This is a genomic window from Streptomyces smyrnaeus, from assembly GCF_017676345.1.
In the GTDB taxonomy this organism is placed as follows: Bacteria; Actinomycetota; Actinomycetes; order Streptomycetales; family Streptomycetaceae; genus Streptomyces; species Streptomyces smyrnaeus.
In genome coordinates this window covers 116,019-130,043 of record NZ_JAFFZM010000002.1, presented here as the reverse complement: position 1 = coordinate 130,043, position 14,025 = coordinate 116,019, and the positions used below count along the sequence as shown (strand labels likewise).

Genomic DNA, 14,025 nt, shown 5'->3' with positions numbered 1-14,025 from the left:
CCGACTGCTTCCGGGATCTTCTGCCGAGGCTTGCACCCCGTCCAACGGATCCTACGGGGCAGACATTCCCGTGCCCGCGTCCCCGTGTCACCCGCGCGGGTAGGTCCCCTTGAACAGCACTTTCCCGGGTGCGGGCGGGTCGGCGCTGATACAGGAGGGGTCCACCAGATAGGCGTCCACCAGCTTCGGGTTGCCACCCTGGTGCGGCAGGACGACCAGATAGCCGGTGCGGTTCTCGAAGAGGGCATCGGGAGCAACGGCCAGCGGAGTCTCCGTACGGTTGATCCCGTCGCGTACGCAGGACGGTACGGACTGTCCGCCGCCGAGGGTGTCGTCGCGGAGCGTGTTGTCGTCGCTGCTGGGACTCTGCTTGGTGTCGACCGAGGGGGAGTCGCTGGGCGGTGCGGAGTTGCCGGGGGGCTTCTGCGAGGGGGACGGTGATCCTTCGCCCGAAAGCAGCCGCTGGACCCGCTTGCGCAGTTGCTGGTCGTCGCTGCTGCCGCCGGCATCCGTATCCGTGGAGGACGTGGAGCTCGGCGGATCCTTTGGGGCATGCTTGCCGGTCGCCGACTGCGCGGTCTCCGAACTCACCTCGCCGGGGGCCGGTTTGGTGAGCTCCCGCACGGTGATTCCGCCGAGCGTGAGTGCCGCCACGGAAGCCGCCGCGACAAGCAGCACCGTCCGCTTCCGGCGTCGCACATTGAGGGGGACGGGGGTGGCTGTTTCACGTGAAACCGGGTCTGCGGTCGGCTCCGATGCAGGTTCGACGGAAGGATCGGCAGCCGTTTCACGTGAAACGGCACCGCCCCGCGTACCGGTCCTGCTGTCCGGAGCGGCCTTGTCGCCAGGAGCGGCCTCGTTGTCCGGAGCTGTCTCGTCGTCCGAAGCTGCCTCTTCGGACGGAGCGGTTTCGGCTTCCTCCGGTGCTGTCGCCGACAGCAGCGCCTCCGCCGCGAGGGCCGCGTCGATGCGGTTCGCCACGTCCTCCGGCATGGGGGCGGGGCCGGGCAGGGCGCCGAGCGTCTCGCGGATCTCCTCCAGCGAGGCGTACACGTCGGCACACAGCTCGCACTCGACAAGGTGGGCGCGAAGGTCCGCCTGGCGCTCGACGGGCAGGATCCCCTCGCTGAGCGCGGAGATCTCGGGTACCTCCGGGTGCTCGCCGTGCGGGAAAGGGGTGGATGTGGAGGTCATGCCTGTCCCCCTCCTTTCACGGCCCCGGAGCCAGTGGTGTCCTGCTGGGCATTCCGCGCGGTCTTCGGCGGTACCCCTCTTGGTGGTGGGACGGATGCTCCCGAGGACGGGTTCCGTTCGGTGCTGCTGCCACCGTCCGCACTGCCCTTGTTCGGGCTGCTGCTCCTGTTCGTACCGCTGCCCCTGTCCGGGGCGGCGTCGCCGTTCGGGCCGCCGTCGCCGTCCCTGCGTAGGTGGGAGACGAGTGGGAGCAGCCGGGCGCGGCCACGGGCGCAGCGGCTCTTGACGGTACCCACGGCCACCTCCAGCACTTCGGCGGCCTCGGCGACGGGGTAACCCTGCATGTCGACCAGCACGAGCGCGGCCCGCTGCTCGACCGGCAGCTCGGAGAGGGCGGAGACCACCTGCCGCTGTACATCCTGGCGCTCGACGGGCGCGGCCGCGGACTCCTGCGGTTCCAGCAGCTGCTCCATGCGCTCGGTGTCGTCGGTGAGCGTCGAGCGGCGGGAGGCGGCCTTGCGGGCACGGTCCAGACAGGCGTTGACCGTGATGCGGTGCAGCCAGGTGGTGACGGCGGACTGGCCGCGGAAGGTGCGTGCGGCCCGGTAGGCGGAGATGAGGGCGTCCTGCACGGCGTCGGCGGCCTCCTCACGGTCTCCGAGCGTCCGCAGCGCCACGGCCCACAGGCGGTCCCGATGGCGACGGACGAGTTCGCCGAACGCATCCGGATCGCCCGCCACATGGCGGGCGAGCAGTTCCTTGTCGTCCGGCCCGGCTATCGCACCGGGCGCGTCCTCGCTCGCCATCAGCCCCTCCCCTCACCCTGCCGCGCCCAGGTCGGAAGCGGCGCCCGCGGCCTCAACTGAGGACCTGGACCTCCGTGACGCGACCACGGTAGTTGCCCTCGTCGGTGAGTGGGAGCTTGGTGAGCCACAGCAGTACGTAGCGGGTCTTGATGGGCTTCTTCGCCTTCAGCGTGAGGTGGGCGCCGGAGCCGTTGGCGACCTTGCTGAAGCTGCCCAGTGAGGAGGGCATGTTGGTGACGCTCTTCGGTGCCGCCAGGAAGCTCGCGGAGGTCTTGCCGATGAAGTCGACCTTGAGCTGGCTGACCTGCCGGGTCTTCCCCAGGTCGAGGATGAGGCCGGCGCCCGACTTGAGGTTGCCGAACGTGGCGTGTCCCAGGTACTTGTCCGTGAGCCAGTAGGTGTTCGGCTTGCCGTCCACGGCGTCGCCGGCCCGCTCCGGCTTCTCCCGGCCGTCCGAGCTCTCCGGGTCGAAGTCCTGTACGTCCTCGACCTTGACGGGCTTGCCGGTCTGCGCCGGCTTGTCCTCGCCCTTCGCCTGCTTGACGGGCTTCTTGGTGATCGGCTCGCCCTTGAGCAGCGCGTCGGCGACCTGCCAGCTGCCCAGCCCGAGCGCGGCGATCAGGAGCGCGGAGACTCCCCACTTGAGGACCTTGCCGGTACGCCCCGGCAGCGTGGGCGGGGCCGGGGGCTCCGCTCCCGCCCTGGCGGCCGGAGTGCCGGGGGCCGCGCCACCAGGTCCGCCCGGTCCCGCGTAGCCGCCCTTCTGGTAGCCGTTGTGCTGGTACGCCGGAGGGGCGGAGAAGGCCGGCTCCGGCGGACGGATGCGGGGCAGCGCGGAGACCGCCTTGGACAGCTCCTCCGGGGTGGTGCAGGGCTGCTCCTGCCGGGAAGCGGTGGCGCCGTCGTTGACCAGGGCGCGCATGGCCAGCGTGGACAGCCCGCGGTGGACGCCCGCCCGCAGCTGCTCGGGGGCCACCAGGGCACCGATGTCCAGCGAGCCGACTCCGGGCAGCCCGTGTGCGCCCTCCTCGTACGGCCAGCGCTGGGTGAGCGCCGCGTACAGCAGCGCGCCGATCGCCTCGGTGTCGTCCCGCTGCGGATGGTCGCTGGTGACGCCGCGCAGGGCGGCGTTCACGGCGAGCCCACGGATGCGGTACTGGCCCATGCCGGTGCGGAGCACACAGGACGGCGTCAGCCGCAGATGTGCGAGCCCCTCACGGTGCGCGGCGGCCAGTGCCTGGGCGAGCTGGCTGACGAGCTGGTAGGCCTCGTGCGGTTCCAGCGCGCCCGCGGCGAGCAGCTCGTTGAGCGGGACGGCGTCGGGCAGCCACTCGTGGACGACGTAGACCAGGTCGTCCTCCTCGACCGCGTCGAGGACCTGCACGAACCGGGGGTCGCCGAGCAGAGCGGCCGAGCGTGCCGCGGCGAGCACCTGCCGGGCCCGGGCGTGCCCTGCGGGCAGCACATGGACCCCGACGGCGCGGCGGAGCTTCTCGTCGACGGCACGCCAGCTGCTGAAGCCGTCGAGGCGGGTGACGCACTCTTCGAGGCGATAGCGCCGGGCGAGCTTGTGACCGCTGTGCAGCTCCGGCACCCGCCCCTCGGCGGGCTCCTTGGCGCTGTTCTTCTGCTCGTCCCTCGGGTCGTCCTTTGGGCCGCTCTTGGTCTTCGCCGCCGCCTTGCCCGCGGTTTCTTCGGCCGCAGTGTCAACCTCGGCAGCGGTTACGGCGTCTGGTTCGGTACCGGCTTCGTCGGCGGAGGTCTCGGCGGCGGACGTCTCTTCGGGGCCCGCAGGGTCCGCGGGGCCCGCGGGGTCTGCAGGGGAGGCGGCGGAGGTCTCAGCGGCGTCGGGGCCCGGTTCCGGGGCCGATTCCGAGGCGGCTCCCGGGTCTGCTGGGCCCGCTTCCGGGTCGGCGGGATCCGGCTCGGCGGCGCTGGTCCCTTCGGGGGACTCCGCGCCGGACGTGGCACCGGGGGATTCCGTCAGAGGTGCGGCGTCGGAGGGGTGGGTGGAGGCCTCCTTGTGCGGGGAAGCCCCGGCGTCGTGACTGTGTCCGTTCGTCGCGTCCGTCGCACCGTCGCCCGTGGCCCCGTCCTGCTGGGCGGTCAGCGGTTCGTCGTTCGCACCGCTGGTCTCGGCCACGCCGACAGCGGCTGTGCTCCGTTCCGCCACCGTCGTTCCTGCCTCCCCATCCGTTGTGGCCGTTTTCCTGGAAACGGCCAAAAACATTGTGCCTACACCTCGCCGCTATGCACGACACGCGGGGGCGAATGATGGTTGTATACGCCGGTTTCCGGCCGGGTTTTTCATCGGCCGAGCCTGGCGCGGACCATGCCGAGCATCGCCGTCATCTCCTCGATGCGCATGCGCTTCGCCGCTAGGACGAAAACCGCGCCCAAAACGATCCCTCCACCGACGAGGGCGGCGATCGAGCCGAGGGTGCCGACACCCAGCGCATGGGTGATGCCCCAGGCCGCGGCGCCCGCGGCGATGGTGGCCGGGACGCTGGCACCCGCCAGCCTGGTGTACGTACGGATCACATGCCGCCCGTCCAGATCGCCGCCCAGCCGGTTGCGGAGCCGGCGCCAGGCGATGCCGACACCGATGATGTAGGCGAGCCCGTAGGAGGCGGCCATCCCCACGACTGCCCAGCGGGCGGGAAGCAGCAGGAAGCACAGGGCGGAGGCGGCGGCGTTGACGGCGGCCACTATCACCGTGTTGAAGAACGGGGTGCGGGTGTCCTCGTAGGCGTAGAAGGCGCGCAGCACGACGTACTGCACCGAGTACGGGATCAGGCCGAGGCCGAAGGCCATCAGCATGTATCCCATGGAACGGGCCGCGTCCTCGCCCGCCGAGCCGTAGATCATGGTGCACATCGGGATGCCGAGCGCCACGAAGCCGAAGGCGATCGGGACGATGGCGACGGCCGAGTTGCGCAGCCCCTGGGAGATGTCGTCGCGCACCGCGCCGGTGTCACCGTCGGCGGCGGAGCGGGAGAGGCGGGGCAGCAGCGCCGCCATCACCGAGACGGTGATGATCGACTGCGGCATGGTCCAGATGAGCTGGGCGTTGGAGTAGGCGATGTAACCGGTGCCGGAGTGGCCGTCCTGGGCGGCGGTGGTGCCTGCCCAGGTGGACAGCTGGGAGACGACCAGTACGCCGGCCTGGTTGGCGAGCACGAACAGGATGGTCCACTTGGCCAGCTTGGCCGCCTTGCCCAGGCCGTGGCCGCGCCAATCGAAGCGGGGCCGGATACGGAACCCGGCGGCCCGCAGATAGGGGATCATCGCCAGCGCCTGGACGACCAGGCCCAGCAGGGTGCCGATGCCCAGCAGCCGTACGCCCTCGGGGGGGATGGTGTTGACGGTCAGGTCCGAGGTGTCGGCGGTGCCGTACACCCACAGAAACATGCTGATCGTCGTGATGATGACGATGTTGTTGAGGACCGGGGTCCACATCATGGCGCCGAAGCGGCCCCGCGCGTTGAGTACCTGGCCCATCACCACGTGGATGCCCATGAAGAAGATCGAGGGCAGGCAGTAGCGCACGAAGGTGGTGGTGACCTCGTTGGCGGCCGGGTTCTCGGCGAGCTTGACCGACATCAGCCGCACCAGCAGCGGTGCGGCGAAGACGGCGGCCACGGCCAGTCCGCCCAGGATCACGGCGACCAGCGTCAGCAGCCGGTTCGCATACGCCTGCCCACCGTCCTCGTCGTCCTTCATGGACCGGACGAGCTGCGGGACGAAGACGGAGTTGAGGCCGCCGCCGACGGTGAGGATGTAGAGCATCGTCGGAAGCGTGATGGCGAGCTGGTAGCTGTCACCGAGGGCCGAGGCGCCGAGCGCGGCGACGATCATCGCGGAGCGGACGAATCCGGTGAGCCGGGAGACCATCGTGCCCGCGGCCATGATGGCGCTGGACTTGAGGAGCCCTCCCCCGCCGCCGGTCTTGGCGGGCGCGGCGGCATCCCCTGCTGCTGGCGGGGCCGCCCTGGGAGCGACGGTGCCGAGGTTGACCGTCTGCGCGGAAGGCTCTTCGGCGGCGCCGGGCGCCCCGGGCTCGGGCGGGTAGGGCTGCGGCGGCTGGGTGGCTTCGGGGTGGAACGGAGGCTGCTGGCCATGGCCGGGCCCCTGGCCCTGGTTCCGGCCCTGGGGCGGGCCCTGGTACGGGGCCGGGGGCGGGCCGGTCTGCTGGGGCGGGGGCGGGGGCGGTGGCGAGTGAGGGTGCTGCGGTGGGGCGTGGCCCTGGTCGCGGTAGAGGTGCGCGAAGGCGTCGGCCGGCGCCGGCGACGGCTGTGGCGCCTGCGGGGACTGTGGCGCCTGCCCTCCCTGAGGCGCCTGCCCTCCCTGGTAGGCCTGCCCTCCCGGGTACGGCCGGCCCCCTTGGTACGGCTGGCTCTCCTGGTACGACTGGCCCTGGTACGGCTGCCCGCCCTGCTGGGGCTGCCCGCCCTGCTGGGGCTGCCCGCCCTGCTGGGGCTGCCCGCCCTGCTGGGGCTGCCCGCCCTGCTGGGGGTGCCGGTCGGGGAAAGGCTGCTGCTCCTGGTAGGGCTGCCGGTCGGGGGAAGGCTGCCAGGCGTGCGGGCCCTGGGCCGAGGGATCGCGCTCGTCGTACGGGTCGGGCCCGTACGCGTCCGGCACGTACGCGTCTTCCGGCTGGCCAGAGCCGTCACCGGGGGTCCGGCCCCGGTCGCCGCCATACGGCGCGTTCATCTTCGCTACCTACCCCTGCCCCTGCTCGCCCGGATGAGTCAACGGTCCACTTTCTCACCCGCGGCCGGGGGGTTGTCGCTTTCCCGTTCGGTGTCGTCCCCGTCACCGTGCGCGGCGTCCAGGACTCCTGCTGCCTCCCCGGTGGCGGTGGCCCCCGGCGCGTCGCCATCCGACCTGTCCTTCTCGGAGGCGTTCTCGAAGGCCTTCTCGGAAGCGTCCTCGGGGTCGTTCTCCGGGGCGTTCTCGGAGGCATCCGCCGAGGCGTCGTCGGAGCCGTCCGTGTCCCCGTCCGCGTCCGGCTGCTCCAGCGGTGCGTCCGGGTCGGGGGCCGGGCCGGAGCGCTTGCGCTGGGTGTACATCCGGATACCGGCCAGCACGATCAGCAGCACGCCGCCCGCGATCACCAGGAGCACGGTCGAGGTGATGGAGGTCACGTTGACCTGGAACTTCATCACCTTGCCGTAGCGGTCGCCGTCCTGGGTGTAGAGCTGGGCGTACACATAGGCGCGGCCGTTGTTCTTGGCGGTGGTGTCGAACTTGAGGGTCTGGGTGTGCTCCCCGTCGACCTTGACCCGCTTGGGGTCGCCCACATCCAGGCCGACCCGGCTGGAGCTCAGCTCCAGGACGAGCCCGTCCACGCCCTGGGCGAGGTTGTTCTGGACGGTGACCGGGATGGTGGCCTCGCGCCCGGAGAGGGTGATGTCCGACTTCTTGATGAGCTTGACCGCGCCGCGCAGTTCCAGCAGGTACTCCTCCACGTTGTCGCGGTAGCCCCGTGCGGCGCGGCGCTCGCCCCGCCAGGCGTTGGAGACCTCACGGTCTATGGCGGTGGTGAAGGGTGGCATGACGCGGTCGGCCTTGCTGAGGATCTGGGTGAAGTCCTCCAGCCCGTCCTTGGTCTTCCGTACCTGCTCGAAGGCGGCGGTGGGCAGCTCCGTCTTGCGCAGCGAGGAGGGGTAGGCGGAGGGGGCGGGCATCTTGCGCCGTGCGCCGGGGTCCGGCTTGGCCTTGGCGGCGTCGGCCAGGCTGCTGGTCTCGGCCCAGCCACTGCGGCCGAGTGCCTTGATGCCGGCCGCCATGGCCTGGGCCTGGGAGACGCTGGGCATGCGCTGCGGGGCGACGACGACGCTGCGGGTGCGGGAGGGAACCTGCCGGGCGAGCGCGAGGGACTGGGCGGTGAACCGCTGGACGGCCAGCGAGGAGGCTCCGGCGCGGGAGAGGTCGCCCTCGAAAGCGGTGGACAGCGGTGCGTCGGCGACCAGTGCGGTGTTGCCGCTGCCGATGGGGCGGGCGGCGGTGGGGCTGTAGGAGAGTCCGTGCTCGCGCACGCTGTCGCTGCGGGCGATGACGTTGTGTGCGCCCGCCGAGGTGGCGACGTCCACGATGGAGGAGTCCACGGCGCCCTTGTAGGGCCAGGCGAAGTCGGTGCTCGGTTTCACGTGGAGCACCACCTCGACCGTCTCCCTGGCCAGCCTGGTGGCCTGGCCCAGCGAGCTGAGCGCCCCGCGGACCTGTGTGCCGCGGTGGGCGAGCGAGGCCAGATCGGGGTCGGCGAACGGGAGGGCGACGACCTCCTTGCCGTCGACGGCCTCCTGGAGCTCGGCCAGCCACTGCTTGGCGTACTCCTGGCCCTTTCCTGCGACGGTGTCGTCCGGACCGCCGCCCGGCTTGTGCACCCGGTAGCGGCCCGCCATCATGTCGACGCTCGCGAGCAGATCGGGGTCGATGACCCAGGTGACGTTCAGGTCCTTGCCGAGCTCCAGCATCTGCTGGAGGCGGCCGCCGGGTGCCAGTTCCTTGGCGAGCGTGTCATCGCGGAAGACCGGGGTCTGCTGCCTGTCGGACTGGGTGCGCGCTGTGACGTGCGGAGTGGAGATCAGCGGCCACAGATAGGTGAACCGGGTCCGGTGGTCGGACGCCTCCTCCTGCCAGGGCAGGAAGGTACGGCCCATGCCGAGGATCTGGTCGTAGGGGCGGCTGCGGGTCTGCCCGGTGAGGGAGACGCCGAGCTGGTGGACGCCGTCGGTGCTCAGGCGGAGGTCGCTGACGGGGATCTTGAGCGTGAAGGAGCGGGTGACCCCGGAGGCGAGACCGCTGAGCTTCGCGCCGTGGTCGCCGGGGACCTCGGTGCCGTCGGCGCCGGGGAGATAACCCTTGCGGCGCGCGGCCTGCTCGATGCCGCTGCGGGAGGTGAGGGTGGGCCCGATGCGCGGGGTCAGGCGCAGCCGGGTCAGCGTCGTGTTGCTGGTGTTGGTGACGGTGCCGCTCAAGGTGAGGGTGTCGCCCTGCTCCGGGACGGAGGGGGTGACCTCGTTGAGGGAGATCCGTGCGCTGCGGGAGCCGGTGCCGGTGCGGGCCGACTCCTTCGCCGACGCCTTCGCCGGTGCTGCGGCCTGGGGGGCGGTGCCCGCAGGCGCCACGGAGGCGGCGGAAGCCGCGGGAGCCGCGGAAGCTGCCGTGGGGAGCACCCCTGTCAGCACGGGAAAGGCGGCGAGGAAGAGCACCGCGGCCCGTCGCCTCCAGCGGTTCGTCCCCCTTGGGCCAGCCGTTCCCCTTGGACCAGGGGGAGCCTGGCTCTCAGCCGCCTCGGCCACGCGCACGTCCATCCCGTCGTCGGTCGTCGTCCCGTTCGCCTGATGGTAACGATGCCTGGAGGGTGGAAGTGCCGCGCCGTCCACCACATGATCACCCGGCGTCGTATCGGCCTGGTAACCGTCGGCGCCGTGCCCCGGTGGGCGGGAGCCGGAACGGGGGCGCCTCGGGGCGGGGTGGCAACGTAACCTGTGCTGTTGTGCCGAACGCCAAGAGTGACAGCCAGGACCAGCCCACCGCCGTGCCCGGGGAGCCCGTAGTGGACCGACCGGCAGCCGAGCAGCTCAGTGAGGTGCAGCGGCGCGCCGTGAGCGAGCTGCTGCGGGTCTCACCGGTGGCGGACGAGCTAGCGCGCCGTTTCCGGGAGGCGGGTTTCCGTCTCGCTCTGGTCGGTGGATCGGTACGGGACGCACTGCTGGGCCGGCTCGGCAACGATCTGGACTTCACCACCGACGCGCGGCCCGAGGATGTGCTCACGATCGTGCGGCCCTGGGCGGATGCGGTTTGGGAGGTGGGCATCGCCTTCGGCACCGTGGGGATCAAGAAATCCGACTTTGTCCTCGAAGTGACGACGTATCGGTCGGAGGTCTACGACCGCACCTCCCGCAAGCCCGAGGTCTCCTACGGCGAGACCATTGAGGAAGACCTCGTCCGCCGTGATTTCACGGTGAACGCGATGGCCGTCGCCCTGCCGGAGAAGCAGTTCGTCGACCCGCACGGGGGACTGGAGGACCTGGCCGCCCGCCGGCTGCGTACGCCGGGCACCCCGCAGTCGTCCTTCTCCGACGATCCGCTGCGGATGATGCGTGCCGCGCGCTTCGCTGCTCAGCTCGACTTCGAGATCGCGCCGGAGGTCGTGGCCGCCATGAAGGAGATGGCGGGCCGGATGGAGATCGTCTCTGCGGAGCGGGTCCGGGACGAGCTGAACAAGCTGCTCGTCTCCCCGAACCCGCGCAAGGGGCTGCGGTTGCTGGTGGAGACCGGGCTCGCCGATCGGGTGCTGCCGGAGCTGCCCGCCCTGCGGCTGGAGCGCGACGAGCACCACCGGCACAAGGACGTCTACGAGCACTCGCTGACCGTGCTGGACCAGGCGATCGACCTGGAGGAGGACGGTCCCGATCTGACGCTGCGACTGGCGGCGCTGCTGCACGACATCGGCAAGCCGAGGACGCGGCGGTTCGAGAAGGACGGCCGGGTCTCCTTCCACCACCACGAGGTGGTGGGCGCCAAGATGACCAAGAAGCGGATGGCCGCGCTGAAGTACCCGGGGGAGATGATCAAGGACGTCTCGCGGCTGGTCGAGCTGCATCTGCGCTTCCACGGCTATGGCACGGGCGAGTGGACCGACTCGGCCGTGCGCCGCTATGTACGGGACGCCGGTCCGCTGCTGAGCCGGCTGCACAAGCTGACCCGCTCGGACTGCACCACCCGGAACAAGCGGAAGGCGCAGGCGCTCTCCCGCGCGTACGACAGCCTGGAGGAGCGCATCGCGCGGCTCCAGGAGCAGGAGGAGCTGGATGCCCTCCGGCCCGACCTGGACGGCAACGAGATCATGCAGGAGCTGGGTGTGCGGCCGGGCCCCGTGGTGGGGCGGGCCTACAAGCATCTGCTGGAGCTGCGACTGGAGCATGGACCGCTGGGCCGCGACGCGGCCGTCGCGGAGCTCAAGAAGTGGTGGGCCCAGCAGGAGGACGGCCGCCAGAAGGGCTGACCCGGTCCGTTCCACCGCGCTTCGTTTCACGTGAAACACGGAAGAGCGCGGCGGCGATGGCCGCATACAGCACCGCCACCCCGACCACGATGACCGTGGAGCGCCCGTCCGGCGGCAGAATGACGGCGGCCACTCCGGCAGCGCCGACGTAGGCGACGTTGTAGAGCATGTCGTAGAGGGAGAAGACCCGTCCACGAAAGGCGTCGTCGACGGAGATCTGTACGGCGGTGTCCGTGGCGATCTTTCCGGCCTGGGTGACGAGCGCCAGCACGAAGGCGGCCAGCAGTATCGGCACGGGCTGGAAGGACAGCCCCAGCGCGGGTTCCAGCACCGCGGCGACGGCCGCGCACAGTGCCATCCAGCCGAAGATGCCGACCCGCCGCACCGCCGAGGGCGTGATGACGGCGGCGACGAAGAAGCCCAGTCCCGACAGGCCCAGTGCGACCCCCAGCAGCTGCAGCCCGCCTTCGGTCCGGTTGCTCCCGCTCCATGCGTACCGGGCCAGCATCAGCACCGTGACCGTCAGCGCGCCGTAGCAGAACCGCATCAGTGCGGAGGCGGTCAGCGCATAGGCCGCCGTCGGGCGCGCACGGAGATGGCGCAGCCCGGCCAGCAGCCCCCGCGCGGTGCCGGCAACGGCGACCAGCACGCGGGGTTGCACCTCGGTGGGATCGGGGCCGAGCAGATCCTTGCCCATCCGCAGGGAGGCGAGGCCGGCCAGCAGATAGACCGCGGCCCCCGTCAGCAGCACGAGGGCATCCGCCTCGCGTCCCGTACCGGGGGCGAGATAGCGCACCACGAAGGCCACACCGCCGCCGAGGGTCGCAGCCAGCGTTCCCGCTGTCGGGGAGAGGGAGTTGGCGATGACAAGGCGCTCAGCGTCCACGACGCGGGGCAGCGCGGCCGAGAGCCCGGCGAGGACGAAGCGGTTGATCGCGGTGACGGTGAGCGCCGAGAGGTAGACCAGCCACTCGGGGACGGCCCCGAAGACGAGCGCGGCGGTGGCCGCAGCCAGCGCGGTGCGCAGGAGGTTGCCGAGGAAGAGAACCTGCCGCCGCCGCCAGCGGTCCAGCAGGACACCGACGAACGGTCCCAGGAGGGAGTAGGGCAGCAGCAGCACCGCCATCGCGGAGGCGATGGCGGCGGGGGAGGTCTCCTTCTCGGGGGAGAAGACTACGTATGCGGCCAGCGCGACCTGATAGATGCCGTCGGCGTGCTGAGAGAGCAGCCGGACCGTCAGCAGCTTCCGGAAGTCCGGAAAACGGAGCAGGGTGCGCAGGTCGCGGGCGACGGACATGGGGACAGCCTCACACAGTCGAAACGGAGTCCGGCGGTTTCACGTGAAACGGCGATGTTCGCCTCGCCCGTCGCCCTGTCTCACTCCCGCAGTGTCGCGCCCCAGCGCACGGCAGCTCGCTGCGCAGCGCCGGAAGAGCGCTGAGGTGCCGGCCGGTGGGCGAGGGAGCTCAGGGTGAACGCGTCGGGGGCCCGGTCCAGTACGCCGCCCCCGGGGTCGTCGGAGCCGTCGTCCCTGCGGACCGGGTCATGCTCGGGCCGCAGCACATCGCGCACCACCATGGCGCACAGATACGCCGTGCCGAGCAGGTGCGCGGCGATGACCAGTTGATAGCCGTCCTCGGGGAGCCCCTGGTGCTTGTCGGAGCCGGTGTAGGCGAGATACATCCAGATGCCGAGGAAGTAGAGCGCCTCGCAGCTCTGCCAGATGAGGAAGTCACGCCACCGGGGGCGGGCCAGCGCCGCCAGCGGGATCAGCCACAGCACATACTGCGGCGAGTAGACCTTGTTGGTCAGCACGAACAGCGCGACCACCAGGAAGGCGAGCTGGGCGAACCGGGGGCGGCGGGGCGCGCACAGCGCGAGCGCGGCGACGCCCGCACAGCCCAGAACCATCAGGAGAGTGGCATAGATATTGGCGTCATCGAACGTACGTCCGGTTCGCTGCTGGATGATCAGCCACAGTGAACCGAAGTCCACCGGCCGCTCCTGACTGAAGGTGTAGAACTTCGCCCAGCCGTCCCAGGACAGCAGCATCACCGGTACGTTCACCACGGCCCACGAGGCGGCGGCTCCCCCGGCCGCCCGGCCGAAGGCCCCCCAGCGTCCCGCCCGCCAGCACAGCACCAGCAGCGGGCCGAGCAGCAGCACGGGGTAGAGCTTCGCCGCCGTCGCCAGACCGAGCAGCACGCCCGCGGCCAACGGCCGCGAGCGGGCCCACAGCAGCATCCCCACCGCCGTCATCGCGACGGCCAGCAGATCCCAGTTGATGGTCGCCGTCAGCGCCAGCCCCGGCGCCAGTGCGACGAGCATGCCGTCCCAGGGGCGGTTGTGGTGCGTACGGACCACGCAGACGATCAGCACGGCGAGACAGACCATCAGCATGCCCGCGTTGATCACCCAGTAGAGCTGCTCGTCCTGCCGCAGCGAGTCCCCGCCGACCGTGAGCTTGGCCGCGATCTGCATGAACACCCCGGTCAGCACCGGGTATTCGAGGTACTCCATTCCGCCGGAGATCCGGTCGGGGATGCGGTCGAGATAGGGCACGAGCCCGTCGGCGAAGCCCCGGCCGTTGTAGAGGTGGGGGATGTCGGAGTAGCAGGCGTGGACGTACTGCGAGGTCTGTCCGGAGAACCAGGCACCGTCCAGGCACGGCAGCTTCTGCAGCATGCCGAGCGCGTACATCCCCAGCGCGACCGCCACCACGACGCGGACCGGGGTCCACCAGCCCGTCCCTTCCACGGCGCGCCGTCCCGCCGGGCCGCCGGCCACTTCGCTCGCGGCTGTCGCCACCTCGTCGTGGTCCGTGGGGCGGACGACGGGACGCGCGGCGGGTGGCCGGCCGGGTTGCGGAGCGGGAGTCCGTGCGGTGGGGGCGCTCGTCATGGACTTCATCCTGCCGCACACCGCCCATGACAACGGCCCCCGGCTCGGAGTCCGAGCCGGGGGCCGTTGTCATGGGCCGTTGTCGTAGGCCTTTGGAACCGGGCCGTT

General features: G+C 71.0%; 8 protein-coding genes. 1 reads left to right on the top strand and 7 read right to left on the bottom strand.

Translation table 11 applies throughout. The annotated features are described in order from the left end of the window. Positions 1-87: 87 nt before the first annotated feature. From JW613_RS04035 to JW613_RS04015, 5 genes are all read right to left on the bottom strand, one after another. On the bottom strand, positions 88-1,194 hold the full coding sequence (locus JW613_RS04035) for an anti-sigma factor family protein (RefSeq protein ID WP_209209331.1): 1,107 nt from the start codon (positions 1,192-1,194) through the stop codon (positions 88-90). Beyond that, positions 1,191-2,000, bottom strand: coding sequence for an RNA polymerase sigma factor SigM (gene sigM / locus JW613_RS04030; RefSeq protein ID WP_209209330.1), 810 nt, complete (start codon positions 1,998-2,000; stop codon positions 1,191-1,193). The genes JW613_RS04035 and sigM overlap by 4 nt, the downstream gene beginning before the upstream one ends. A 52-nt stretch (positions 2,001-2,052) precedes the next feature. Next, on the bottom strand, positions 2,053-4,173 hold the full coding sequence (locus JW613_RS04025) for a protein kinase family protein (RefSeq protein ID WP_209209329.1): 2,121 nt from the start codon (positions 4,171-4,173) through the stop codon (positions 2,053-2,055). 134 nt (positions 4,174-4,307) lie between these two features. Beyond that, entirely contained in the window at positions 4,308-6,713 is a 2,406-nt protein-coding gene (murJ, locus tag JW613_RS04020; RefSeq protein WP_209209328.1) for a murein biosynthesis integral membrane protein MurJ, read from the bottom strand. A gap of 38 nt (positions 6,714-6,751) precedes the next feature. Then, positions 6,752-9,319: a DUF6049 family protein gene (locus JW613_RS04015; protein ID WP_209209327.1), complete on the bottom strand. Its 2,568-nt coding sequence runs from the start codon at positions 9,317-9,319 to the stop codon at positions 6,752-6,754. A 227-nt stretch (positions 9,320-9,546) separates the two neighbouring features. On the opposite strand from JW613_RS04015, the gene JW613_RS04010 reads away from it, so the two are divergent. Next, positions 9,547-11,016 (top strand): CCA tRNA nucleotidyltransferase, encoded by a 1,470-nt coding sequence (locus JW613_RS04010; protein ID WP_307865804.1) that lies wholly within the window; start codon positions 9,547-9,549, stop codon positions 11,014-11,016. Here JW613_RS04010 and JW613_RS04005 read toward each other — a convergent pair. Next, positions 10,970-12,313 carry an MFS transporter gene (locus JW613_RS04005; RefSeq protein WP_209209326.1) on the bottom strand — a complete coding sequence of 448 codons (1,344 nt, stop codon included), beginning with the start codon at positions 12,311-12,313 and terminating at the stop codon, positions 10,970-10,972. The two genes, JW613_RS04010 and JW613_RS04005, sit on opposite strands and share 47 nt — an antisense overlap. Before the next feature lie 80 nt (positions 12,314-12,393). Next, positions 12,394-13,917, bottom strand: a complete 1,524-nt coding sequence (locus JW613_RS04000) for a glycosyltransferase family 87 protein (RefSeq protein ID WP_209209325.1) — start codon at positions 13,915-13,917, stop codon at positions 12,394-12,396. Between the last annotated feature and the right edge of the window lie 108 nt (positions 13,918-14,025).